Origin of the sequence: Cyclobacterium jeungdonense (genome assembly GCF_010994275.1) — a bacterium.
GTDB classification, from domain to species: domain Bacteria; phylum Bacteroidota; class Bacteroidia; order Cytophagales; family Cyclobacteriaceae; genus Cyclobacterium; species Cyclobacterium jeungdonense.
Genome location: NZ_WMCD01000001.1, coordinates 736,375 through 760,640, shown reverse-complemented (window position 1 = coordinate 760,640; position 24,266 = coordinate 736,375). Strand labels below are relative to the sequence as shown.

The following is a 24,266-nucleotide window of genomic DNA, read 5'->3' as shown; positions in this document are numbered from 1 at the left end:
AGCTGGAATCTACCCCTTTCTCAGAATTGTATCCAGAATATTTTTGATTTTGCCGTTTTATAGTTATTCTTAAGACTAATTCCAAACTATGCAAACTCAGAAAATAGGCTTGATCCTTGGGCCATTGTCCTTTTTAGGGATCTATTTCTTTGCCGCCCCTGAAGGATTATCAGAATCCGGTATTGCCCTGCTGGCCATTACTTTTTGGATCGCCATCTGGTGGATAACCGAGGCCATTCCCATTGCTGCTACTGCCCTCCTTCCTTTGGTCGTATTTCCGATAACTGGCGTACTAGGAATCAAAGCTACCTCCATTCCCTATTCAGATCCCATGGTTTTACTCTACATGGGTGGATTTATGATTGCGGTAAGTATAGAGAAGTGGAACCTGCACAAGCGGATCGCGCTTCAGATTATTTCATATTTAGGAACAGACTTAAAAAAAATCATTCTGGGTTTTATGGTGGCCACCGCTTTTTTATCCATGTGGATTTCAAATACCGCCACCTCCCTGATGATGTTGCCCATAGCCATTGCGGTGGTGGTTCAGATCAGTCAAACCAACGATACCGTAAAAAAATCCCTGGGCCAATCCCTGATGTTGGGGATTGCATACAGTGCATCCATAGGTGGCATGGCTACGATTATAGGCACCCCAACCAATTTAATTTTAACAGGAGTGGTGAAAAGTACCTATGGTTATGAAATCAGTTTTGGAGAATGGATGTTGGTTGGTTTTCCCATTTCTGTAGGCTTGCTCTTTATTTGCTGGTACTACCTGGTTTACTGGGCATTTCACTTTCCTAAATCCCTGCAAATAGCCGGTGGAAAAGAAGAAATTAAAAGGCAGCTTGCCCTATTAGGGGCCATCAGCATACAGGAGAAACGGGTTCTATGGATTTTTATTGGCGTCAGCCTGTCCTGGATTACCAGAAGTTTCCTCTTACAGAAATACATCCCGGCATTAAATGACACGATCATTGCCCTAACAGGCGTATTGCTGTTGTTCGTGATACCTGCAGGAAACGAAAAAAAGGAGCGACTTCTGGATTGGAAAATAGCCGAAAAAATCCCCTGGGGAATTCTAATACTGTTTGGAGGTGGCTTGGCGTTGGCCGAAGGATTTCAGGAAACGGGTTTGGCAAACTGGATCGGGGAACAGTTTATCCTGTTGCAAAATTTCCCATTCTGGCTGTTTTTATTGCTTGTAATTGCTGCTGTAAATTTCTTAACTGAAATCACTTCGAACGTGGCCACTGCTTCCATGTTGCTTCCTATATTATCGGCCGTGGCTCTGGCTATGGGCGTTCATCCCTACGGCCTGATGATCGGAGCTACCATGGCCGCTTCCTGTGCTTTTATGCTGCCCGTTGCTACGCCACCCAATGCGGTGGTTTTTGGCTCTGGTTACCTGACCATTCCGGTCATGATGAAAACCGGGTTTTTTCTTAATATACTTTCCATTCTATTTATTTTATTTCTCACGCTTTTTTACCTTCCCTGGATCTGGGACTTTAGCATGCTCATTTTTCCTGAGGGGTGGAAATAGCCCGTCTTTGGCTGTTTTCCGGAGGAGTTGCGGGGACTTAGAGACTGAGGGACTTAGAGACATGGAGACTGGAAACTGAAAGACTTAGGGAAATGGTAACGAACTTCCAAACAAAAAAAAGGGATTGCTCAACCTTCGTTGGCAATCCCTTTTTCAATTTTATTAGCTGATTTTTATCTTTCTAACCAATCGGCACCGAGTATATCGGAAAGCTTTTGGTTATATTCCTCCGCCATTGCTTCATTTTGCAAGCGGGTATGGATCTGAAATAGGATTTCCATGATATCGGTATTATCCGGTTGCAATTCAGAAGCTTTGGTAAAGTAAGGAAGGGCTTCTTCGTATAAGCTATCAGCCTCAGCCAACATTTTATCTGAATTTGCTTCCCACTCTTCATCAGAAAGGTTATTAACCTCCGTAATGATATTTCTAGCCTTGTCAAGGTAAATGGCTCCCGCATAGTAATTTCCTTCGAAGAATTCAGGGTCCGCCTGTACGGTGCGCTTGTATTCTTCCAGGGCCCCTTCCATGTCTCCCGACTTTTCTTTTAAGTAGCCATATCGTAAACGGATGGCAGGATTATCAGGATCGTTTTCCAACGCTTTTTCTATAGAAACCATTGCCTCATCCATTTTATCCAATTGCAATAATAACTGGATTTCAAATTCGGCCAGCCCTTTGTCTTCCGGATAAAGTTCACGAGCTTCTGTAGCCAATCTGTACGCTTCTTCCGGATCATTTTGCTCTGCACTGGCAATTTGAATCAGAAAGTAATAGGCGTTAAGCTTATTGTATTCATCAATATCCAACAAATGGGTGAAATACTTTTTCGCTGCTTCGGTATTGCCAATCATATTAGCCGTATAACCAGCATTAAAAACGATCGAGGTATCTTTCGGATCCAGGTCAGCTGCCAAAGAAAAGAATTCAAAGGAAAGCTCCATGTCATCTGCCTCATACTTTTCGATCGCCTTGTTGAAAGACGCATTTTTAAGTCTGTAAACACCTTCACCCTGCAAGCTGGCAGGTAATTCAGGTACTACTTCTTTAAATAAGTCTTCGCTTATGTTGGTAGTAGAATCCATGCCTTCCATTTCAAAGGTAGTCATGAAACTGGATTCTGCTTCTCTTCCCAATGAAACTGTCTCCTGCGTGTTGGAGGAATCAGCTTCAAACATCTGAGTTTCTATTTTACCTTTAATAAAATAAGTCTCGGATTCACTTCCGGTTTCTTCGTCATTTACAGCAGATTTGATTTCCGAATAGGCTTCTTCAAGATTGCCTCTTCTAAGGTTTCTTTCGGCAGATCGTACCACCTTTTTCTGGCCAAAGGCAACTGTAGCAGCAATGCCCATCAAAGCCAATGATAAAATTAACTTTTTCATGTTAGGAATGTTGTTCTTTATTGGTTTCAACTTTTATTCGTTATCGGGATTTGTTTCACTTTCAGTATCTGTCGGGGGATTTTCTCCCGTATCGGAATCCTCCTCTACCAGAATATTCTCAATTTTTTCTACCGAGGAAATTTCATCATTTTCATTCAGCCGAATCAGGCGTACGCCCTGGGTAGCTCTTCCCATTACACGGACTCCGGTAGCCGGCGTCCGTATGGTGATGCCTGATCGGGTGATAATCATTAAATCATCGGTTTCTACCACTTCTTTTATAGCAACCAAACCTCCGGTTTTTTCCGTGATATTCATGGCCTTAACACCTTTTCCACCTCGTTTGGTGATGCGGTATTCGGACAAGAAAGATCGTTTTCCAAACCCTTTTTCGGTGACCACTAAAAGCGTAGCTTCTTCTCTCTGAACACAAACCATGCCAATTACAATATTATCCTCCGCTCCCAGATTAATTGCCTTAACACCCGTAGCTGTCCGGCCCATAGGACGAACATTGGATTCATGAAAATGTACTGCTCTTCCGGAACTGGAAGCGATTACAATATGCGCATCGCCATTGGTCAATTCCACATTCAACAACTGGTCATCTTCCCTGATATTAAGTGCAATGATTCCATTGGTCCTGGGTCTGGAATACTGTTCCAAGGTGGTTTTTTTGATTATCCCTTTGCGAGTAACCATCACAATATTGTTATTGTTGATGTAATCCGCATCGTTTAAATCTGTTACCTGAATGATGGAGCGAATCCGATCCCCACTCTGAATATTTATCAGATTTTGTATGGGCCTTCCCTTGGAGGTCTTACTGCCTTCAGGAATGGCATACGTTTTTAACCAGAAGAGTTTGCCCTGGTCGGTAAAAATCAACAGGTAATTGTGCGTCAGCGCTGTAAATAAATATTCGGTATAGTCGTCTTCCTTGGTGCTGACACCACGAGATCCTACACCTCCCCTGCTCTGGGATTTGTACTCGGTTAGAACGGTTCGTTTGATATACCCCTGATGGGAGACGGTAATGACCACCTCCTCATTAGGAATCATGTCTTCATAGTTGAAATCTTCCGCATTGTGCTCGATCGTCGTCCTTCGGTCATCTGAGTACCGGGTTTTCATTTCCAGCAGTTCATCCTTGATGATTTGCATCCGCCGATCCTCGTTGGCAAGGATGTCTTTCAACTCTTCGATAAGTTTCATCAGCTCATCGTACTCCTGCTGGATCTTTTCCCGCTCCATGCCGGTCAGTCGCTGAAGGCGCATGTCGAGAATGGCCCTTGCCTGGATTTCTGAAAGCTCAAAGCGCTCCATCAGTCCATTTCTGGCAGTTTCCGGATCACGTGAATCCCGAATCAGCTGTATTACCTCATCCAGGTTATCCAAAGCCACCAGGTACCCTTCAAGGATATGAGCACGCTTTTCTGCTTCTTTAAGCTCGTACTCCGTTCTCCTGACTACAACTTCGTGTCGGTGATTTACATAGTGTACAATCAGGTCCTTTAAATTCAGCGTGTAAGGCCGCCCTTTCACAAGAGCCACGTTATTCACACTAAAGGAGGTCTGTAGTGGTGTGTGCTTGTAGAGATTATTTAGAATGACGTTCGGAACGGCATCTTTTTTCAATTCGTAAACGATACGCATTCCCTGCCGATCGGATTCATCCCGGATAGCGGAAATCCCGTCCAGCTTTTTCTCATTGATCAACTGGGCCGTTTTTTCAACCATGGAAGCTTTGTTGACCTGATAGGGAATTTCATTGATAATGATCATTTCCCTACCGTTGGATTTGGTTTCAACGGTGGCCTTTCCTCTCATGATGATCCTTCCCCGGCCGGTTTCAAAGGCAGCCTTGACCCCATTGTAGCCGTAGATGATGCCTCCGGTAGGAAAATCAGGAGCAACAATATGTTCCATCAATTCCGGAATGGTAATGTCATTATTATCAATGTAGGCACTAATTCCACTGATCACTTCCCCCAAATTATGGGGTGCCATGTTGGTGGCCATGCCCACGGCAATTCCAGAAGCACCATTTAATAAAAGAGCTGGGATTTTAGCCGGCAACACTACCGGCTCCTTTAGCGTATCGTCAAAGTTAAGCTGAAAATCAACCGTCTCCTTATTAATATCGATAAGTAATTCCTCAGCTATTCTCCGAAGCCTTGCCTCGGTATACCTCATGGCAGCTGGGTTATCCCCATCTACGGAACCAAAGTTTCCTTGCGGATCTACCAGCGGGTAGCGAAGCGACCAGTGCTGCGCCATCCGAACCAATGTTTCATACACTGCCGAATCTCCATGCGGGTGGTATTTACCAAGCACTTCCCCTACTATTCTGGCTGATTTTTTATAAGGCTTGTTGTGTGATACCCCTAATTCCTGCATCCCGTACAGTATTCGGCGGTGTACTGGCTTTAAACCGTCCCTTACGTCCGGTAAAGCCCTGGAAACAATTACCGACATCGAATAATCGATGTAGGCACCACGCATTTCTTCCTCAATATTGATCGGGATGATATTCTCGTTCTCTCCTTGAGCCATAATTAAATTTCCTCGCTAATAACCTGCAAGATAGCAAAAAGAACAGGTTTAGAAAAATATAATTTTTCTAATATATCTCCAATGGGGTATCCAGTTTATTTTCATGGAGTTAATGATGTAATTTTAGTGAAAAAATTTGGAGTTTGGGTAAAGTGGAGCTTTTTTTCACCCTTAAATTACCATTGCCCAACTTTTCGGTTCTGCCTGTTCCAAATGGAACTACCCCGGTATTCGACACCATTGTGCAAATGTTTCATTACTACCCGGCAGCCACCTACTTTGCACCGTTTGGTACCCGGCAAACTGATCGATACTCCTACTTGAAGGTTGTAGACGCGTTGAAGAAGAGATTGTGTTTCCGGAATCTCTGGGTTGGTGTAAGCAAAGGATCGAAACTCCACTGCAGGTTTTACGAATACTCTGGTGTATTCTGAAAAATCGTATTCCAATCGGGCGCCCAAACCGTAGTAAGGATCCGGGGCACTCAGATTTGGATCCACTGATTTTCGGAGCATCATCGAACCAAATTCCCCTTCTACAATAAATCGCCAGGGATAAATCTGCCTTGCCCGTTGTTTTAATTCCGACTGCATGTATATGTTATTCTCCGAGTAATTTCGATATCGCCACCGGAGGAATGAACTACGCTTACCAGCATCCCAGAGTATTAAACCGAGCGTGCCATACAGCTTGTCGTAGGTGTATGCCTGCTCCTGGAAATCAAAGGTATACCCCTGAGCCTCTAAAGGCGAAATCCGCCCCCATTCTCTTCCATAGCCTACTCCCAGGCTAATAAAGTCAAATACATTGATGCGCATCCCGATATTGACCGGATACGCAAAATTTCCGCTACTTAGGAACAGCGTATCTCCTGCCGCCAAATCCATGGTCTGCTCCAATCTTCCATTAATCGGATAGGAGCCAGGTATTTCACTTGAAAAATCAAATTCATGCTGCTGATATCCTGCTCCGGTAGCAAGTTCAAAGGAGAAGTTACTAACCATGTTTCTGAAAACATTGCCTAATTCGTTTTCACTTTTCCGACCATTGAGTTTACGCTCAATTCCAAAAATATCTTCCTGAGCAACAAGAGGACTGATAAACAGGGTGCTGCCAACTATAAATAGCCAAACAAAAAGAAGGGTACTTTTCCAAGGAGATCTCATACCGATTTTTTCTAATTAACGTTTAAAACAAAAAAACCCTCACAAAAGGGAGGGTTTTTTTTAATATTATTTTAAAGTTATTTTATTCGCCTGCTTCCGGTTCCGCTTCCTCGGAGCCTTCGCTTCTTTTTTCTTTTAATTCGGCCATCATCATATCTACTTTCTCCTTAATCTCAGGGTTTTCTTTGATGGCTTTGTTTACTTTATTGTAAGTAGCAACTCCCAGGATCTCGTCATTTTTAATCAATCCGATTTTAAGATCCCTCACTTCGTTGCCTAAAGAACCCATAAATTCCAAAATTGCTTCGTAGGCTGCTTTTTCTTCATCCGTTATTTCAATCTCAGCCAGTTTTTCCTCATCTTCCCAGGCATCCTTGATTTCATTGTATCGGGCGGCTCCATCTATCACCTCGTTTTCTTTAATCATCGCAACCAGCTCTTCATTCTTTTGGTCGTAAAAAGCCATAACAGAATCTTCCATCGCAGCAAACTTTGCCAATTCCTCATCGGTGGGCGCTTCTGCGGCTTCATCCTGAGCCTGAGCCGTAAATCCAATCACACCAAACAGTAAGAAAGCCAATACAAATAATTTTTTCATAATTTCCATTTCAGTTTATTAAACGCTATATACTCACGAATTAAGTTAGAATCCATTTATTTCGCAAATAATAAGACAAAAAATGCGCCATAATTTATATGGCCCCCCTATAATTTGAATTTAAACGATATTTTTTAGCTTTTTAATGGTTTCTTGTGGATTTTCTGAGGAAAAGACAAAATTTCCTGCAACTAGAATATTCGCTCCGGCATCAAATAATTTTCTTGCGTTTTCCATGCTCACCCCCCCATCGATTTCAATCTTGGCATGGGATCCGGTTTCAACAATCAGTTTGGCAAGTCGGTGAACTTTTTTGTAGGTGTTTTCAATAAATTTCTGGCCTCCAAATCCCGGGTTCACCGACATCAGAATGACAATATCTACTTCCCGTATGATATCTTCCAACTGGGCTATCGGCGTATGAGGGTTCACAGCTACCCCTGCTTTACAGCCCAGTTCCTTAATCGATTGTATGGTTCGATGGAGATGAGGGCATGCTTCACTATGCACTGTGATATGTGCCGCACCGGCTTTTTGAAAAGCAGCCAGGTAATTTTCCGGATTTACAATCATCAGGTGTACGTCTAAGGGCTTATTCGCGTACCGATTAATGGCTTCTACCACCGGTAAACCCATAGAAATATTGGGTACGAACACCCCGTCCATGATATCTACGTGGATGTAATCTGCTGCGGAGCCGTTTATCATCTCCACTTCTTTCTGAAGGTTAGCAAAGTCAGCAGCAAGAACGGACGGGGCAATCAATGGATTCATGAATTGGGAGTTGGTTTAAAAGAAATCGGATTTAAGACATCTGATACATTACAAAAAAAGGAAAAATTATTTTCATTTCCTTATTTCTTCCATAACTTCATACGGGCAGCTGAAGAATCATCCTCTAACTCAAGCCAATACAGACCTGGGATGAGGGTACCCATATCGATCCGATAGGGATCACGCATCACATACCGATCTAACTGAAGCGAACTTATCAGCTTTCCCTGCAAATCATAAAGCGTTAGCTGACAGGAATTTTCCTGTCCAAATTCGACAAACAACTCTTTCTCATCCAAGGGATTTGGATAGATTCTGGAAGGTGAATCCACCAGGGTTCCTTCTTCGCGGCCATACATCGCTCTAAAGTAGTTCGGGACACCATACCCTAATTCAAAATCGGGGCTGTCTGCCTGGGAGCCACTTTGCAAGATCTTTTTCGTTAATTCGGATCGGGTAAAATCGGGATTGGCTTGCCACAATCCTGCTGCCAAAGCCGCAACCTGTGGGGCTGAAAAAGAAGTGCCACTAGAAAGGCTGGTTCCTTCTACCTGACGCCATAGGGTAACCCCGGACCCATAAGCCACAAGCTCCGGTTTGATGCGCCCATCACTACTGGGACCGATTGAACTGAACCCGGCTTTAGTAAATTGATTGTTAATCGCCCCCACCGCTAAAATTCCTTTTGCATCTGCAGGTACAGTTATGGTCTGCCACTGGATATTCCCCTCATTCCCAGAGCTACTGACCACCAATATCCCTTTTCTGGCAGCCATGGCGGCCCCCTTAGAAATGACCGCTGTGTTGCCATCAAGATCTTCTTTGCTGTAATTCATCTTCGGATCATCGAAGTGATTATAACCCAGCGAACTATTGATGATTTGCACACCCAGACTATCAGCAAATTCAGCTGCCCTGACCCAATTGTATTCCTCAATACGAAACTCAGAATCCACATCCTCCGTAATGCACAGGATATAATTTGCAGCATACGCCCCTCCTACCAACTGGCTGGGATCGTAGGAGGCCAGTAGTGACAAGGCACCAGTGCCATGCGTATCGGTACGAAAAACGGTGGAAGGTCCTGGACGTACAAAATCCCGGGTAGCCAAAATCCTGTTTTCGTTAAAAAGGTGCTGCAGTCCAACAATTTCATCAGTATTTAAAAATCCAGCGTCAAAGACGGCAATAGTTACTCCATCCCCCCTGTAGCCATCTTCATGCATTTCCGGAATTCCGAGAATATGATTTTGAAAATCAAAGGTGTACGCGGCTGTTGCTGTAATGCTTGGGGTTCTTAGTGGATCTGTATAATTCTTTGTTCCCTCTTCTCCATTTACCTGCTGCCCTCCCCTTCCCACATACACTACTTCTTCAACAAAGGGAAAGGATTTGATTTTTTCAATTGCCGCTACATCAGCTAAAACCACGGAAGCATTGAGCCATTTTGAATGGTAGAATATTTCCTGAACTTCTTTGGCTATCAAAGAGGAATACTGACTAGAGACTGGTAAATCGGTGCTATCTAAAGCTATTTGTTCCCTATCTCTACGCAAAAGGGCTTTCTCGCCTACCAATTCCTCCGGACGATCCAAACTATAGTTAGAAGATGGCTTATATCGGTAATGCACCGCATACCTGTCTTGCCCCTGCAAGGAAGTCCAGCTGCTTACCAGGAGAAAAAACAAAATGACAAGCCTAGTCTTTCCCATAATTTATCAGTTTTAAATGAGTAAAACGTCCTTCCTGAATAATTTGTTCTCCCAGGCATTCATTTCTGGAACAATACCTGAATACTTCATAGTAGCTTTCTATCAGCCCAACATCCCTACCATAAACCTCATAGCGGATGTCCCGAAGCGTAATCTGGTCATCCTCCTCGCTTTGCCTTACAGTGGCGGTTTCCGGATAATAGGTATTGCCTACCAGGTAATCCCCCATTCTTTCTATAAAAAAAAAAGTTTCAGGAAGCGAATTATAAGCGTTTCCATCCCATTCACTATCAGATGCAACCGGATAGATCAACACAATATCCTGTCGGTTATTATCATGACGGATAATCCGGCTATTGGAAAATGTCAAGGTATAGCTTTTTTCGTCCCTCCAACTATTCCTGTCGTCCGAATACCGTCTCCTTACCCGGTAAACCAGGTCATTATCGGCGTTCAGGTATTGTTCAACTATCTCATCCCGGTAAAAAAATTCGGTGGTTTCAAAATCTTCTTCACCAAAATACTGGGTGTTGTCCACATGGTATTCCCAAAAATTGCCTATCGCCAAGGGGTAATAGGTAGAAGTAACGATGGAAGGTTCTTCCCGCAGCACCTCACAACCCATAACAAAAATCCCCAATAGCAGGATGCAACTACTTTTTTCCAAAACTTTCATTCTCTATCTTTGAAATCTTTGAAAATTACATAATTAATATTCCAAATTGAAATGGCCTTAAAAACTTTTGTAAAGATAAGCAATGTAAACAATTTAAGTGATGCCAGGTATTGTGCCGGAATGTACGTAAATCTAATGGGATTTTGCCTGGAGGAGAACTCCGAATATTTTGTTTCTCCCGTAGAATTCAAAGAAATCACAGGTTGGCTTTCTGGCCTTCAATACGTAGCTGAGTTTAAACTTTCCCACCCAGATCAAATCCTTAAAACAATTCAGGAATACGAGGGCTTCGAATGGATCCAGGTCGCTGAAAAACACCATTTGCAACTCTTGGAAAACAGTGGTTATGGATTGATTTATTCCTACACGATTAAACAGGCAGAAGATTGGGAAGACATTCTGTCATTTTCGAAAAGCCTGGGAGAACACGAGATTTTACTTAATCTTGAAGCGGACTCAGAAGACACAATCGGTGAAGAGGAGCTGAAAATGGTTGGACAGCTGGCAGCGAACTGTGAGGTGCTGGTGGGTTTTGGATTTGATGCTACTACTATTGGCGGCATTCTTGAAGCCACTGGAATAAAAGGCATTAGCATGAAAGGAGGCCATGAAATCCGACCTGGAATCAAAGATTTTGATGAATTGGCGGATATTCTTGAGGCCCTGGAAGTCGAAGATTAAAGGGGATTCAAGGAAAACACAACGTATTTGATGGTTTCTCCCTTTTCCATAAACATTTTCTCGTAACGCGTCCGGATACCGTGATGTTCTTCTCTCCATTCCGATCGGTAAAAATCCATTGTTTTTCGTTCGACTCGTATATCCGGCCTGCTGGCAAGAAGTTCTTCGGTATAAATGTAGAGTCCGGTGTTATCGGTTTTGAAATGAATAGCTCCCTCCCTGTTCATGATTTGCCGGTATATTTGAAGAAATCGTGGGGAAGTGAGCCTTCTTTTCTCATCTCGTTCTTTGGGTCGTGGATCGGGAAAGGTAATCCATAATTCATCCACCTCTCCGGGGGCAAAAGACGCTTCCAGATTTTCAATCTGAGTACGGAGAAAAGCCACATTTTCCAGGCCCTCTTCGGAAGCCTGACTGCTTCCTTTCCATATCCGGGAACCCTTGATATCTACCCCGACAAAGTTTTTCTCCGGATAGTGTCTGGCCAACCCCACGGTAAATTCCCCCCTTCCACAGGCAAGCTCTACCACCAGAGGATGGTTGTTTTGAAACTGCAGTTCCTTCCAGTTTCCTTTTATTTTTTCAAAACGCTCCTTTCCGGGTTGTACCACATTGGGATTGGCCTCATTTTGCCTGAAGCGTTCCAGTTTATTTCTACCCATACCTATTAAAGTTCCTTTATTTCTGCGACGACAAATGTACTGCCTCCTATGAAAATCAGGTCATCCGTCCTGGCATTTTTTTTGGCATAGGCAATGGCTGCATTGACATCGGTAATGCTAATTCCCCTCAATCCATGCAGAGCTGCCTTTTCTTTTAATGCTTCCGCCGGCAAAGATCGGGGCTGATCTGCCTGGCAGAAAATGTACTGTGCCTTCTTGGGCAAAAGGTCCAAAATCCGACCGTGGTCCTTGTCCTGAACCATTCCCAGGACCAGGTACATGTCTCGATGCGGAAGGCGGTTAAGTTGTTCTATAATTAGTTTAATTCCATCTTCATTATGACCTGTATCACAGATTATTAAGGGATCTTTTCCTAGTAATTGCCAACGTCCCTTCAATCCGGTATTTTTCCGTATCCGAGCCAGTCCATTTACAAGGTCTTCGGAAGCTATTTTAAAACCCATTTCATTAAGCCTGGCAACAGCCAACAATATACCCGGCAGGTTTTTGGCCTGGTAATTACCCAATAAATCCATTCCTACTTCCCAATTGCTGCCATCAATTTCCGTTATTTCATAGAGCGAGAGGGTGTCGGTGTCAGCCGTTTCCTTCCAGCCTTTAGGCAATATTTTAAAGGATTGGTCGGCAAAAAACAGCGGTGCCTTTTTTTCCCGGGCTGCTTGCTGAAAAACAGCCGTAGTCACCTCCTGTGTTTGCCCGATGATTACTGGAACCCCTTCCTTGATGATACCTGCTTTTTCGCTGGCAATTTTTTCAAGGGTATCACCCAAAAACTGGACATGGTCAAGGCTGATATTGGTAATCAGACTTAGCAAGGGCTTTAGCACATTGGTACTGTCAAACCTTCCGCCCATTCCCGTTTCGATGACTGCAATATCCACTTTTTCCCGGGCAAAGTAGGAAAAGGCCATGGCCACCGTCATTTCAAAAAAACTAGGTTTTAGGTCCAACAAAAAATCCCGTTGCTCTTCTACGAAGGCGCAAACCTCCTCTTCCGGAATTTCCTGGCCATTGATTTTGATCCGCTCCCGAAAGGACTTTAGATGCGGAGAAGTGTATAATCCGGTTTTATACCCGGCTTCCTGAAGAATCGAGGCCAGGGCATGGGCAGAGCTGCCCTTCCCATTCGTGCCGGCAATATGAATACTTTTGAACGTCTGCTGGGGGTTCCCCAGGCGTTCACATAGTTTGATGGTGTTCGTTAGGTCTTTCTTAAACGCCGGGGCCCCCACGCGCTGAAACATGGGCAGGGCCTGGTATAAAAAGTCAAGGGATTCCTGATAGGTCATGAAAAGTACTTAATCTACGCGGATTATAAAGGTAATTCTCCCAGTGGAATATTCGGCGGTGGGGTTTCCGCTCTGTCTTTTAAAGGAAAGGCCATTGACCACGGTTCGGTAGTAATTCAATACTTCATTGCTAACGTTATATTCCAAGGGGATGGCTTGTACGATTCGCCCGTCATCGTTGACAGTAATTCGGAAAACGATTCGGCCGTTTCGGTTGGATAAATTATCCTCAATCGTTGGCCTGGAGGCAAAATCCCAGCCTGCCAAATCCAGGTTGTAGCCGGAGCCATCGCCTGTATTACCGCGTCCGGACTGCAGAATGGACCGACCATCCACAGTACCCTGAGGATTGCCTTCGTTGCCCTGCTGGTTGGATGTTCCTTCATTGTTTCCTGCAGAGGGCTGGTTGGTTGTTCCGGTTTTACCTCCTCCTCCAAAAATAGCACGTGGGTCCACGGTAGGCTTTTTCTCTTCTACTTTTTCTGGAGCCGTTTTTTCAGCCGGTTGATTCTCTACGCGGTTTTCGGTAGGATTTTCCTGCGTTTCCGTAGGTGTATCCGGAGTTGGTTCTGGTTCTTCGTTGGTCTGAACGGGACTGGGAACCTGTGATTGCGGCTGCTGTCTGGGTTGACTCTGGCTGGGTTGCGCCGGTGTGGGTTGCGGTTCGGGAGGGCTAACAGGCACGACATTTTCTATGGGTTGGGAGGCTGGATCACCCGGGGCCGCTGCTTCCTCGATCGCCTCCGTATTCGCAGTAGATTCCGTGGTAGCCTGCTCGCTATCCATTCCGGCATCCGAAAAACCCAGATTCAATTCCAGGCCAAACTGAGACATGGGAGGAACCGGTTGTTTCCAAACCACGATAAAATAAAAACCTACCAAAATCAGTGCGTTTACTAAAAACGTGATGAGGATGGCTTTCTTCTTATTTTCCAGGGTTTCTTTCCGGTCTTCCCAAACTTCCATTTTCTAATCTTACTTGTATGGTTTTGTGGCGATGGTAACGTTGGCTTCGAGTGCAGCGGCAATGCCTCCTACCTCTACTAGGTGCTCCACAGGTACTTCCTGATCGATGTGCAATACCACGTACCCTTTCTTATCTTTCAATAACGTTGTTAACGCAGCTTTAATTTCATTTCGGCTTACCTGCCGGTCATTCACTGCATACTTGAGGTCTTTGGTGATACTTACGGTCACTTCCTGCATCACAATATCGGAGGCCTCACTGCTCGGCAGGTTTACAGGTAACCCTGAGGGAGTAATGAAAGAAGAAGTAAGCATGAAAAAGATCAAAAGCAGGAAAATGATGTCTGTCATCGATGACATGCTGAAAGCGGCTTCGATTTTATTCTTTGACTGTAGGGCCATGTTATTTCTTATCCTGAAGTAAATCAATGAATTCGATCGTGGTATATTCCATATTATGGATCAGCTTCGAGACCTGTGTAACCAGGTAGTTATACCCCAGATAGGCTATGATCCCTACCACCAAACCCGTAGCCGTGGTAATCATGGCCTCATAGATCCCCGTAGAGAGTAGCTTGGGAGAAACCATGCCTTCTTCCTGAGCCACTCCGATAAATGCCCGGATCATTCCAGCCACGGTTCCCAAAAACCCGATCATGGGTGCAGCTCCCGAAACGGTAGCTAGTAGTCCCAGGTTTTTTTCCAATTTATAAATTTCAATTTTACCGACGTTTTCGATGGCCACCTCGATATTTTTCAATGGGCTGCCGATACGTTCCAGTCCTTTGCTAATCATATTTGCCACAGGCGTCTCCTCTCCCTGACAAATCATCTTCGCCTGCTCTATATTACCACTTTGAACCATCATTTTGACCTGATCGATCATGCCCTTGGGAGTTTTGGAGGCTTTTTTTAACGTTATGACGCGTTCAATAAAAATGAAAATAGCTAAAATAAATAGCAAATAGAGCGGGATCATCATGTATCCCCCTTTAATCAATAACTCCAATAGACCAATATCGGATGAACTGGCCCCCTCCATGAGGGCAAGTGAATCGACAGCCTGCTGGCCGTCCGAGGTAGACAACGTTTGTAATAGGATCATATTAATATTTCAGTACCCATAAGTTTTCTTCGTATTCCTTTTGGGAAGCATTCATGGCCTCCAGGGCCGTATCAAGGTTTTCATACTGTCCTATTGCCAGGCGGTAAAAATGAATGCTTCCATAGGGATGCACCAAAAACGTTTCCAGCCCGGCTTTATTGAGTCGTTCTGAATAATCTCTGGCTAGGTCATCATCGATAAAACTGCCTACCACCAAAAAATACCTCGGTGAATCGGCTCTTCCGGCCACTTCTGTCAACACCGGAGTAACTGCTTCAACTACTGGGGCTTCCTCTATCGACTCCGGAACAGGTGCCGGTTCGGGTGTTACTTCCACTGGTTCTTCTGATTGGGCAGTAGGTACATCATCTTCTTCCGGATTTGGTGTAAGGTAGCCGAAATTACCCCAATAATAGGCTCCAAAACCGATAAGCAAAATCAAAAGAAGGATAAGCCATAACGCCCAGTTAGAACGCCGCTCTTTTTTCTCTCTTTCGCTTCCTTCCGGTTTACCAGCATGCGTTTTTTCCATCCCTATCGGCGCAGGGTCTGGAGCAGCCACCGTACCGGCAACGGGACTTTTAAGCGGCGTAACGGAGACATCGGGAAGTCCAAAGTCCTCATCGTTATTTGCTTGGCTGTTTTGATCCTTGGATTTATTTTCAGACATATCAAAAAAGATTGTTTCAATCTGCTAAGCTAAAGTAAAACCATCAAATCGACAATATTGGCACCATATTTCCCGGATTTCATCCACGATTGCTGGACTACTACGCAAACTAAAATTTAAATCCTATTCCACCAATCACCTGTATGGAACGCACCGGATAATAGTTAAAGCGTTCGTACTGCTGGTTTAATAAATTATTTCCCTTTAGGAAAGCGGAAAACCGGCTCGAAAAGGCATAGTTCGCATGCACATGTAAATCCAGCAGGGGATCTAGGTTTCGTTCGGTATCGGATGCGAGATTGACAGCCTTAATTCCCCCCAGGGCATGTAGGTTGGCATAAATGGTCCACCGCTCATCGGGAGTAAAGGAATTATTTACTCGTACCTCCCACTCCGGCCGGTGCCAGGCTGCACCGATTTCATCCAGAGTGTATTGGTAGTAATGCAGGGAAGCATCCAGGCTGTAAATCTCATCAAAATTATAATTCAGATTTCCGTGATATTCCATCACTTTCGTGTTGTTATCATAGATGAGCTGAAACCGGGTACTATCCAATACATTGTTTCCGTAGAAATGCATGTTGGTAAAATCACCGTATTTCAATCCCAGGCGGTAATTGAAAAGGTCATTTGCATTACCAGAAATCCCTGCATTTACCTGAAAATTTTGTAAGGTATTTCTAAGCTGCTCGGATGGCCCCAAAAAAGGGTTTTCCCGAATAAAGTCATAATAGGTATTTCGTTTTACATCTCCCTCGTAGGTTGCGAAAATTCCAAATTCAGGCATCAATTGGTACGATATGGATGCTACTGGCAATACATAAAACTCCTTCAATTTGTTGGGGACGATGTCGTTTTCATGAACTACGTTTGCGCCAACCCTTACTTGCAGCCCTTCCTGGATGTATTGTACATATGGGTAAAGCTTAAAATAATTTCTATTGATGGCTTCGTAATTAACGTCACTGGGAGAAGTAAACGCTAATTCGGTTTCTATTCCTCCATTTAGGTTTTCGTTGGCACGAAACCCCGCAGCGGCTTTTATCAAGGCTTCACTTTCCTCGGCCTCGTATCGGTCATTAAAAAGTCTTAAGGAGACGCTCGCAGAGTAATTGAAGGGTTCTGCCTTTTCTACTCTTCTCAGACCAATCTGAGTATGAATGGTATTAAAAACCTGCTGTATGGTATCGGCAAGTACCTCATTTTCAGGTTGAGGTGTGTAGCCATAAAAGTGGTACATGTCTCTTTCGTAACCGAGTTTACCATAAATTTCGACGATATCTTTATACAGACTTCCATTCAAAAAGAGGTCGGTATGATCCTCTCCTGAATTTTGCCCATCCACCGGCCCGGTATAATATCCCTCATGTTTCAGGTGCAGGCCATAGACGGCTTCTTCATACTGCTGGGGAAACAGGTCCAGCTGGAACAATGGGGAGGAGTAGTTGCCGAAACCCACTCGGGCAATGCCGGTGGTTTGATCCGTTTCAGGCTTGGGAAAAGGCTTTTGATAAGGCTTTGTTTCCAGTGCTACCGGGGCCAACGGGAAAAAATAATCATTTACCTGATAGGTATAATCGGTAGAAGTGGTTACCGGAGGTAATACGGGACTTTTTTCAAAGACCCGGGACTGTTTGGGAAGGCTCAAAACCCTGTCTTTCCGGATAATAAACTCCGTATCCCGAATTTCTCCTCGTTCCGGCTCCCCTGCATCCTGACTCTGGACAGGTGTCACCATTACGACTGCCAGTAAAACCCCTGCGATTATTAACTGTATTACCTGTCTCATTCTCCCGTCGTATTGATCGTTTTCAATAATTCTTCTGCTTCCGTTCTGACTGATTCAATGCCTGAATTTTCAATCACCGATTCCAGGGTAGCTTTCGCCTGGAATTTTTCATCCAATGCGATGTAATTTTTTGCCAGCAGCACAAATTGCTTGCCGTACCAATACTCATACGAACCAAACGGTTGGGAGTATTCGAAAATCAACTCGTTGGAAACCTCGTATGCGCCTGCATCATGGCTGAGCGAAGCAAGCCGGAAAAGGGCTTCGGCACCCTGCTCCGATTTGTAATTTTCAACCAATTCCCGGTAAACTGATTCCGCCTGGGCCAACTGATTACTGTTTTCCAGTGCCTTTGCCTTGATCAACAAAGCGCTGGGAGCCGCATCGACGGTTATGTTGCCCAACTCCAGTATTTTATCAGCATGACTGACCGTCTCCGTGTAGTTTTTGGTTTCAAAATTGGCTACCATCAATCCAAAATAAGCCTCGTATTCCTCCGCGGTGCTTCTTGCATTTTCGGCGGTAAATTGAAAATAAGGAATGGATTTGGCAAAATTTTCCCGCTCAAATTCAATGGCAGCAATCTTTTGAAATACCCTGGTTTTCAACTGGGTATCCTCGGTATTTTCCAACCCGTAATACAAATCCAGGGCTTTGTCCGTATTTTCCATCCTGAAATGGGCATCGGCCAGGTAATACCTTGCTTCCGGTACCTGTGAAGAATTGGGATAGTTCCGAAGAAAATCCTCCAAGGCCCGGACTGCCTGCTGGTAGGATTGGTTAAACAGCAGGCTTTTGGCAGCCTCAAACTCCACATTTTGTAAATTACTACTAGCGGGATTAGATTTACGGTATTCTGACAGGTAAGTGGAAAACTCTTCAGATCTGCCCTGAAGGGAAAGGCTTTCCTGCAGACCTACCAGAGCGGTTTCACCATTGGATGCATTGGGAAAACGATTCAAAATCGTTTTGTAATCGGCAATGGCCTGATCGTAATCTTTAAGCGAATAATTTGCTACGGCCCTTCCTTCCAGCGCGTAAGGTATAAATGGACTGTTGGGTTTTAAGGAAATGAGCCTGGAGAAAACTTCCCTTCCCAATCGGTAATTTAAATCCTCCATATGAATTTGGGCTTTTTGGAACAAGGCATCTTCCAGATAAAGACTATTTGGATACCTGTCAATTACCTGATCCAGCTGGCGAATCGCTTCCAGATTTCTGTTTTGAAAGTTTGCTACTACTCCCCCTCTGAAATACGCATAATCGCTGTAGGGACTGTCTTCCTGAATTGCTCGTCTGAAAGTGGCTGCCGCTTCTTCAAATTTTTTCTGCACATAATATACATCACCTAATCTAATCAGCGCATCGTGATATTGTTGCTTGTCATTGCTGCCTCGAAGCTTGTCGGTATAGGCCTTAAACTGATTTTCGGCTTTATCATAGTTTGACTGATTAAAATAAGCATATCCCAATCCATAATGCGTTTTAATCAACGCGGGATCAGATGCTGGTGGATTCATAGATAAAACCCGCTCGTAGGCTTGAATGGCTGCTTCAGGTTGGTTGTTAGCGGCATAGGCCTCTCCTTTCCAGTATTGAGCCCTTGTTTGCAGGGACTTGTCCTGGGGAAAATCAAGGGACTTATTCAGCATCTGAATCGCTTCAGAATGGTTGTTGTCCCGGTAATACACCATAGCCTGGAAAAAGCTAACTTTCTGGTAGGCTTCTCTGATCCGAGGCGATTTCTCCTGCATGCTTTCTATATGCCGAATGGCCCTGAGGTAATTGTTGGTATTGATAAGGGCATCGCTCAACAGGTTTTCGGCTTCTGAGGCTTGCGAACTGCCTGGGTAATCATCCAGATACTGGTCCAGTGCTGTTATGGCCTCCTGAAATTTACCCATCTCAAGATTCACCTTGGCATAATTAAACAAGGCTTCTTCTTTAAGTTCCGGATTAAAATCCATAGTAAAAGCAGCACTAAAACTGTTGGCAGCAAAGGGTAAATTCTCCAGCTGAATGTACGAATGTCCTAAAAAGTAGCTGGAAATCTGTCCCAAAGCGTCTTTTGTCAGGGCCACTTCCTTGAAAAAGTTACTGGCCCTCTCATATTGATTACTTTCGTAGTGGGCCTCACCGGCTTTGTATTGTTGGTCTCTGGATAATTTACCTTTGTTGGCAGAAACAAAAGATTGATAATGCCCGGCTGCCTGTTCATATGCTTTTTTATCATAATAGGCCTCTGCTAGTAACAAATGAATTTGCTCGCGGTTTTCAAGACCTGCCTTGCCGATTAAAGGGGCGGCATAATCAATGAGGAGTTGTAATTCTCCCTGCCGGTAATAAATGGCCGATAACATGTAGGGAACCTTCAGGCTAAATTCACTGGATTTTTCAGCCTCTTTAAAATTTGTGACTGCAGTTTCGAAATCATTTTGTTGGAATGCACTAAAGCCTGCATAATAATAGGAAGCAGCAAGGAAAGGACTCCGGTATCGTTTGGCTCGCTCAAAATAATTCTGGGCTTGCTGGTAGTTTTTTAATTGAAAGAAAGCATAGCCTGTTTTGAAAAAAAGCTCCGGATGTCGCTCTTCACTGAGGGCCACGTTGTTCAATAAACCAAACTTTTCAATGGCTTTACGGTAGTTACGGGCTGTAAAATAATGATTGCCCAACACCCAGGCTGCTTCATGCCCCAAGGCTTCTCCGGGATAATCCAACAAAAAAGCCTCCAATGCAGATGAACCCTCCGGAAAATCTCCTTTTAAGGAGGAAAGGGCGAGGAAATAGGAGATCTCCATGGTTCGATCCCCCTGCTGGTCATGAAGTATCATTCTTTCGAATGCTTCTTTGGACGCAGCAAATTGATCTTTTTGAAACAAATCCAGTGCTGCCTGGTATTCCAACTCGGGATGCATCTGATTAAGGCTGGCCTGAGCCCAGGCCTGCATTTGCCCCCATGATAACAAATAAACTGCGAGTATTCCTATCCGTATTCTGTTCATTTTTCGGATCAATGAAGAATTTTAAAAATGAGTTCTTTCAGAATTTTTGACTCTTCCATATTGTTAGCAGCTATGCCTTTTGAACGTAAGTCTGCTTCCCTTAGGTATCCGATGATATCAATAATCTTGCCTAATGGATAATTTTTCGCTGCAACGGTGTATTCTTTTATAAAGTAGGGATTTACTTTCAGTATACCAGCCAACTCCTTTTCTCCCATTCCATTGTGGGCTTTTACCTGAAGCAATCGGCTGAAATGCAGGTAAAGTAAGGATAAGAGGGGAACTAGCGGATGGGATTTGGGATTTTGTGCAAAATACCAAATAATGGTATTGGCCTTATTCACATCTTTGTAACTGAGCGATTTGGTAAGCTCAAAATTATTGTAGTCCTTACTTATGCCGACGTATTGTTGGATATGTGCAGTGCTGATGGCTACCGGTTCATCAAAATTGATAAGCATTTTATCAATTTCATTGGTCAAGACCTCCATGTTGTTACCAATGGATTCAGCGAGGACTTGGCAGGCTTTAGTTTCTATCGTAAACCCTTTGTCTTTTACATACTGATCGATATAGGGCGCCAATTTGTATTCCGGTATTTTATCGGATTTGACCAACACCGCTTTTTTATCCAATTCTTTAGCCAATGCTTTGCGTCCATCCAATACCTTGTATTTGTGAGCAAAAACAAGGATGGTACTGGGTAGGGGATTATTGATGTAGTTGATCAGCAACTGGTCTCCCTGCTCCCTGCCCAGTTCCTGAATATTTTGCGCTTCTTTTACAATGACCACTTGCCGGTCAGACATCATGGGAAACCTCTTGGCATTGGTAAGAATTTCACCGATAGTCGTATCCTTCCCATACATGATCGTTTGATTGAATCCACGGTCCTGTGGTGCCAGGGCATTTTTTTCTATAAACCCGGTGATTTTATCGATGAAATAAGGTTCTTCTCCCTGAAGAAAATAGACGGGGGCAAACTTATTTGCTTTCAGATCTTTGAGAATACTTTCCGGCTTACTGGGCATACCTGATTTAAAAATGGCTCGATAAGAGGTCAAATATAAAAAGAATATAGGATTAACAAGGGCGAACGGAAACAATACCTTCCTTACTTTTGTATATATAGTGTACCAAAGAAAAGCATGGTGAAAACGTTGGAAACAGGAATCACATATTATAAAGAAGGTAAGTTTGAGGAAGCATTACAGGTTTTTGACCGATTGGTAAATTTGGAAGGCCCCCAGGCCCAATACCTGCACTACCGGGCCAGAATACAATCCCGACTCGGAGCATTGGACCAGGCAATCAACGATTTTGACGCCTTGATGGAATTGGAACCTTACAACACCACCTTCATCAGTGACCGGGCAGTGGTACTTCACCTTTTGAAACGAAACGACGAAGCCATGCATGCCTTCGATCAGGCATTGAATCTGGATCCCAAAAACCCTTACAGGTACTCCAGCAGGGCTTATTTTAAAGATCGGATAGGTGATTTCCAGGGAGCCATTGCCGATTATGAACGCGCCATTGCGCTGGATCCTGAAGATGCCATTGCTCAAAACAACAAGGGGATGATAGAGGAAAAATTAGGATATCTAAGCGCATCCAAGAGGAGCTTTTCGGTTGCAGACGAACTTACCGGTCATTCACCCGCTAAACCTACTGAGCCAAACCTGGAAAATGGAACCGGACCGAGAGCAGGGAGCGTTCCTTTTCAGTTAGAGGATAGTGGAAAATCCAATGGTCTGGCTCATTTTTTTGCTACGCTGAAAAAAATCGTTACCGATAAAGAGACCCGAAATGAATTTAAAACCTTTATCCTGACAAAGATTAAAGGTTCTTGATGACGAATAAAGGCTTATTGATAAAGTAAGACATTTTTTTGGAAAGGTTACTTGTAAATAATTGTTCGAACCATGTTTTCTTCTTACTCAGGGTAAAAAGAATGTTGCCTTTGGCCGTAATCAGGTAATTCTCCAGACCAAGACCCGGCTCATCACGATATGATTTCAAAACGAAGTTTACTTTTTCATAGTGGATAAAAGGTTGTAATTCATCCACCATGGTCAGATGCAAGGCCTTATCGATGGATTTAATTTTGGTACTCACGTGAACCACGTCCAACTCCGCATCAAACATTTGGGCGATTTCCACCACACGCTGAATGGCCAGCTTGTCCTCCTCCAGGTAATTGGTTGCGTAAACCAACTTCCTGGGAACTTTGAAAAAGACCTTTCGCGGAATGATGAAGACATCGCAGCCCCCTTGAAGGACCACTTTACTGGATTTAGTGCCAATGTAATTGTTTTTGAACTCATTAATTCCTTCGGTACCCATGATGACCAGGTCCGCACCTTCGCTTTCAGAAAATTCCAAAATGGTGGCTACTGTTTTTCCTTCGCGGATAATTCCTTCACAAGAGGAAAGGCCATTCGCAAGACTTTCCTCTTGAACGGCCGCTACTAATGACTGCAACTTTTTCCTCGCAGTGTGCAGACTTTGGTCCAAAATATTTTGAGGAAAAAGTTTCTCGTAATCTTCTTTATCCGGTACATGGAACAGGATCAGCTTTGCCTGAAATTTTTCGCCCAGTTTTGCAGCATATTCTATGGCATTTAACGAACATTCCGAAAAATCGGTAGGACAAAGAATGGTATAGGTTTTCATAACGAAATAATAGGTTTAATAGCCCTGGTCCTTATTTATCTGATTGGCCAGGGGAAGGTTTTGCTGTAGGTTCCTGTAATTTTCCATAATCTGTGGTGCTGCAGCCTTATGATTCGTAATACTTGCAATATGTGGGGTAATTGTAATTTGTTCCTGCTCCCAAAAGGGGTGATTGTCAGGTAAGGGTTCTTTCTGGAAGACATCCAGAAGGGCTCCTGAAATGTGGCCGGATTCGATCGCAGGAATTAAATCCGCTTCTATCAGGTGTTTTCCTCTGGCCACGTTAATCAGGTAGGTATCTTTTTGAAATTTCTGAAATAGGTCCTTATTCAGAAATCCTTCGGTTTTTGGCGTTAGTGGAAGCAGGCAAACAACCACATTCACTTCGTTTAAAAACTCCTGGAGCTGTTCTCCATGAAAATAGGGATGCCTGAAATCGGATTTAGGTCGGTTGCCATATCCAATCACCGAAATACCCAAACCGGCCACTTTATCGAGAACATCCCCACCCAGTTCGCCTACTCCCATCACCCCTACTGTTATAGGAATTTCGGGGTTGGTCATATCCCAGGTTTTTGACTGCTTATCCCGTATGTAGCGAAGAAGCTGCCGATGGTAATTCAAAATCCCCATAACCACATAATTGGTCATGGAAAAGGTCAACCGTGGATCAACAATCCGGGTAATGGGTACCTGGTCAGGAACGTAATCGGCCATGATATGATCCACTCCTGAGCCCATGGAGCAAATTAACTTTAAATTTGGAAATTCCTTTAAAATTCCGGTGGGATGCTGCCAGAGAACCACTACTTCTACAGATTCCTTTTTGCTGATATCCGGGTAAACCTGAAGTTCGATATGAGGATCAATTTCTTTAAATACCGCTATCCAATTAGCGATTTCCTTTTTTGATTTACTTGGCGCAACAATTGCTAGTCCCATTGAAAGAATGTTATCGTTTATATTAAAAACCAGTAAAAATAATA

General features: G+C 43.9%; 21 protein-coding genes. 3 read left to right on the top strand and 18 right to left on the bottom strand.

Annotated features, from left to right (window positions below; translation table 11 throughout):
- The first annotated feature begins 88 nt into the window (after window positions 1–88).
- The gene (locus tag GKS34_RS02930) at window positions 89–1,549 is read left to right on the top strand and encodes an SLC13 family permease (protein WP_163383303.1); all 1,461 of its coding nucleotides are present in this window, start codon (window positions 89–91) and stop codon (window positions 1,547–1,549) included.
- A 173-nt stretch (window positions 1,550–1,722) separates the two neighbouring features.
- Here the strand turns inward: GKS34_RS02930 and GKS34_RS02925 are convergent, their stop codons facing one another.
- The 7 genes from GKS34_RS02925 to GKS34_RS02895 form a co-directional block, all read right to left on the bottom strand.
- On the bottom strand, window positions 1,723–2,934 hold the full coding sequence (locus GKS34_RS02925; RefSeq protein WP_163383302.1) for a tetratricopeptide repeat protein: 1,212 nt from the start codon (window positions 2,932–2,934) through the stop codon (window positions 1,723–1,725).
- A gap of 33 nt (window positions 2,935–2,967) precedes the next feature.
- Window positions 2,968–5,490: a DNA gyrase subunit A gene (gene gyrA / locus GKS34_RS02920; protein WP_163383301.1), complete on the bottom strand. Its 2,523-nt coding sequence runs from the start codon at window positions 5,488–5,490 to the stop codon at window positions 2,968–2,970.
- A gap of 176 nt (window positions 5,491–5,666) precedes the next feature.
- Window positions 5,667–6,656: a hypothetical protein gene (locus tag GKS34_RS02915; protein WP_240459169.1), complete on the bottom strand. Its 990-nt coding sequence runs from the start codon at window positions 6,654–6,656 to the stop codon at window positions 5,667–5,669.
- 82 nt (window positions 6,657–6,738) lie between these two features.
- The gene (locus tag GKS34_RS02910) at window positions 6,739–7,254 is read right to left on the bottom strand and encodes a hypothetical protein (RefSeq protein ID WP_163383300.1); all 516 of its coding nucleotides are present in this window, start codon (window positions 7,252–7,254) and stop codon (window positions 6,739–6,741) included.
- A gap of 120 nt (window positions 7,255–7,374) precedes the next feature.
- Window positions 7,375–8,028, bottom strand: coding sequence for a ribulose-phosphate 3-epimerase (rpe, locus tag GKS34_RS02905; protein WP_163383299.1), 654 nt, complete (start codon window positions 8,026–8,028; stop codon window positions 7,375–7,377).
- Between the two features lie 80 nt (window positions 8,029–8,108).
- Window positions 8,109–9,740 (bottom strand): S8 family serine peptidase, encoded by a 1,632-nt coding sequence (locus tag GKS34_RS02900; RefSeq protein WP_163383298.1) that lies wholly within the window; start codon window positions 9,738–9,740, stop codon window positions 8,109–8,111.
- Window positions 9,727–10,416, bottom strand: coding sequence for a hypothetical protein (locus GKS34_RS02895; RefSeq protein WP_163383297.1), 690 nt, complete (start codon window positions 10,414–10,416; stop codon window positions 9,727–9,729). The genes GKS34_RS02900 and GKS34_RS02895 overlap by 14 nt, the downstream gene beginning before the upstream one ends.
- 51 nt (window positions 10,417–10,467) lie before the next feature.
- Here GKS34_RS02895 and GKS34_RS02890 point away from each other — a divergent pair, with 51 nt between their 5' ends.
- A complete protein-coding gene (locus tag GKS34_RS02890; RefSeq protein ID WP_163383296.1) occupies window positions 10,468–11,097 on the top strand; it encodes a beta/alpha barrel domain-containing protein in 630 nt (209 codons plus the stop codon).
- Here the strand turns inward: GKS34_RS02890 and trmB are convergent.
- From trmB to holA, 9 genes are all read right to left on the bottom strand, one after another.
- Entirely contained in the window at window positions 11,094–11,759 is a 666-nt protein-coding gene (gene trmB, locus GKS34_RS02885; protein WP_163383295.1) for a tRNA (guanosine(46)-N7)-methyltransferase TrmB, read from the bottom strand. The genes GKS34_RS02890 and trmB overlap by 4 nt on opposite strands.
- Window positions 11,760–11,764: 5 nt before the next feature.
- Window positions 11,765–13,069, bottom strand: coding sequence for a bifunctional folylpolyglutamate synthase/dihydrofolate synthase (locus GKS34_RS02880; protein WP_163383294.1), 1,305 nt, complete (start codon window positions 13,067–13,069; stop codon window positions 11,765–11,767).
- A 9-nt stretch (window positions 13,070–13,078) separates the two neighbouring features.
- Window positions 13,079–14,035: an energy transducer TonB gene (locus GKS34_RS02875; protein WP_163383293.1), complete on the bottom strand. Its 957-nt coding sequence runs from the start codon at window positions 14,033–14,035 to the stop codon at window positions 13,079–13,081.
- A gap of 9 nt (window positions 14,036–14,044) precedes the next feature.
- Window positions 14,045–14,437 carry an ExbD/TolR family protein gene (locus GKS34_RS02870; protein ID WP_163383292.1) on the bottom strand — a complete coding sequence of 131 codons (393 nt, stop codon included), beginning with the start codon at window positions 14,435–14,437 and terminating at the stop codon, window positions 14,045–14,047.
- A 1-nt stretch (window position 14,438) separates the two neighbouring features.
- On the bottom strand, window positions 14,439–15,140 hold the full coding sequence (locus GKS34_RS02865; protein WP_163383291.1) for a MotA/TolQ/ExbB proton channel family protein: 702 nt from the start codon (window positions 15,138–15,140) through the stop codon (window positions 14,439–14,441).
- 1 nt (window position 15,141) lies between these two features.
- A complete protein-coding gene (locus GKS34_RS02860; RefSeq protein WP_163383290.1) occupies window positions 15,142–15,810 on the bottom strand; it encodes an SPOR domain-containing protein in 669 nt (222 codons plus the stop codon).
- A gap of 109 nt (window positions 15,811–15,919) precedes the next feature.
- On the bottom strand, window positions 15,920–17,599 hold the full coding sequence (locus GKS34_RS02855) for a porin family protein (RefSeq protein WP_240459168.1): 1,680 nt from the start codon (window positions 17,597–17,599) through the stop codon (window positions 15,920–15,922).
- Entirely contained in the window at window positions 17,596–20,604 is a 3,009-nt protein-coding gene (locus GKS34_RS02850; protein ID WP_163383289.1) for a tetratricopeptide repeat protein, read from the bottom strand. The genes GKS34_RS02855 and GKS34_RS02850 overlap by 4 nt, the downstream gene beginning before the upstream one ends.
- A gap of 8 nt (window positions 20,605–20,612) precedes the next feature.
- Window positions 20,613–21,635, bottom strand: a complete 1,023-nt coding sequence (holA, locus tag GKS34_RS02845) for a DNA polymerase III subunit delta (protein WP_163383288.1) — start codon at window positions 21,633–21,635, stop codon at window positions 20,613–20,615.
- A 117-nt stretch (window positions 21,636–21,752) separates the two neighbouring features.
- Between holA and GKS34_RS02840 the strand changes: the two genes are divergently transcribed.
- Entirely contained in the window at window positions 21,753–22,457 is a 705-nt protein-coding gene (locus GKS34_RS02840; protein ID WP_163383287.1) for a tetratricopeptide repeat protein, read from the top strand.
- On the opposite strand, the gene GKS34_RS02835 is transcribed toward GKS34_RS02840, so the two are convergent.
- Both GKS34_RS02835 and GKS34_RS02830 read right to left on the bottom strand, forming a co-directional pair.
- Window positions 22,444–23,280, bottom strand: a complete 837-nt coding sequence (locus tag GKS34_RS02835) for a universal stress protein (protein ID WP_163383286.1) — start codon at window positions 23,278–23,280, stop codon at window positions 22,444–22,446. The genes GKS34_RS02840 and GKS34_RS02835 overlap by 14 nt on opposite strands.
- 15 nt (window positions 23,281–23,295) lie before the next feature.
- Window positions 23,296–24,222 carry a 2-hydroxyacid dehydrogenase gene (locus GKS34_RS02830; protein WP_163383285.1) on the bottom strand — a complete coding sequence of 309 codons (927 nt, stop codon included), beginning with the start codon at window positions 24,220–24,222 and terminating at the stop codon, window positions 23,296–23,298.
- Between the last annotated feature and the right edge of the window lie 44 nt (window positions 24,223–24,266).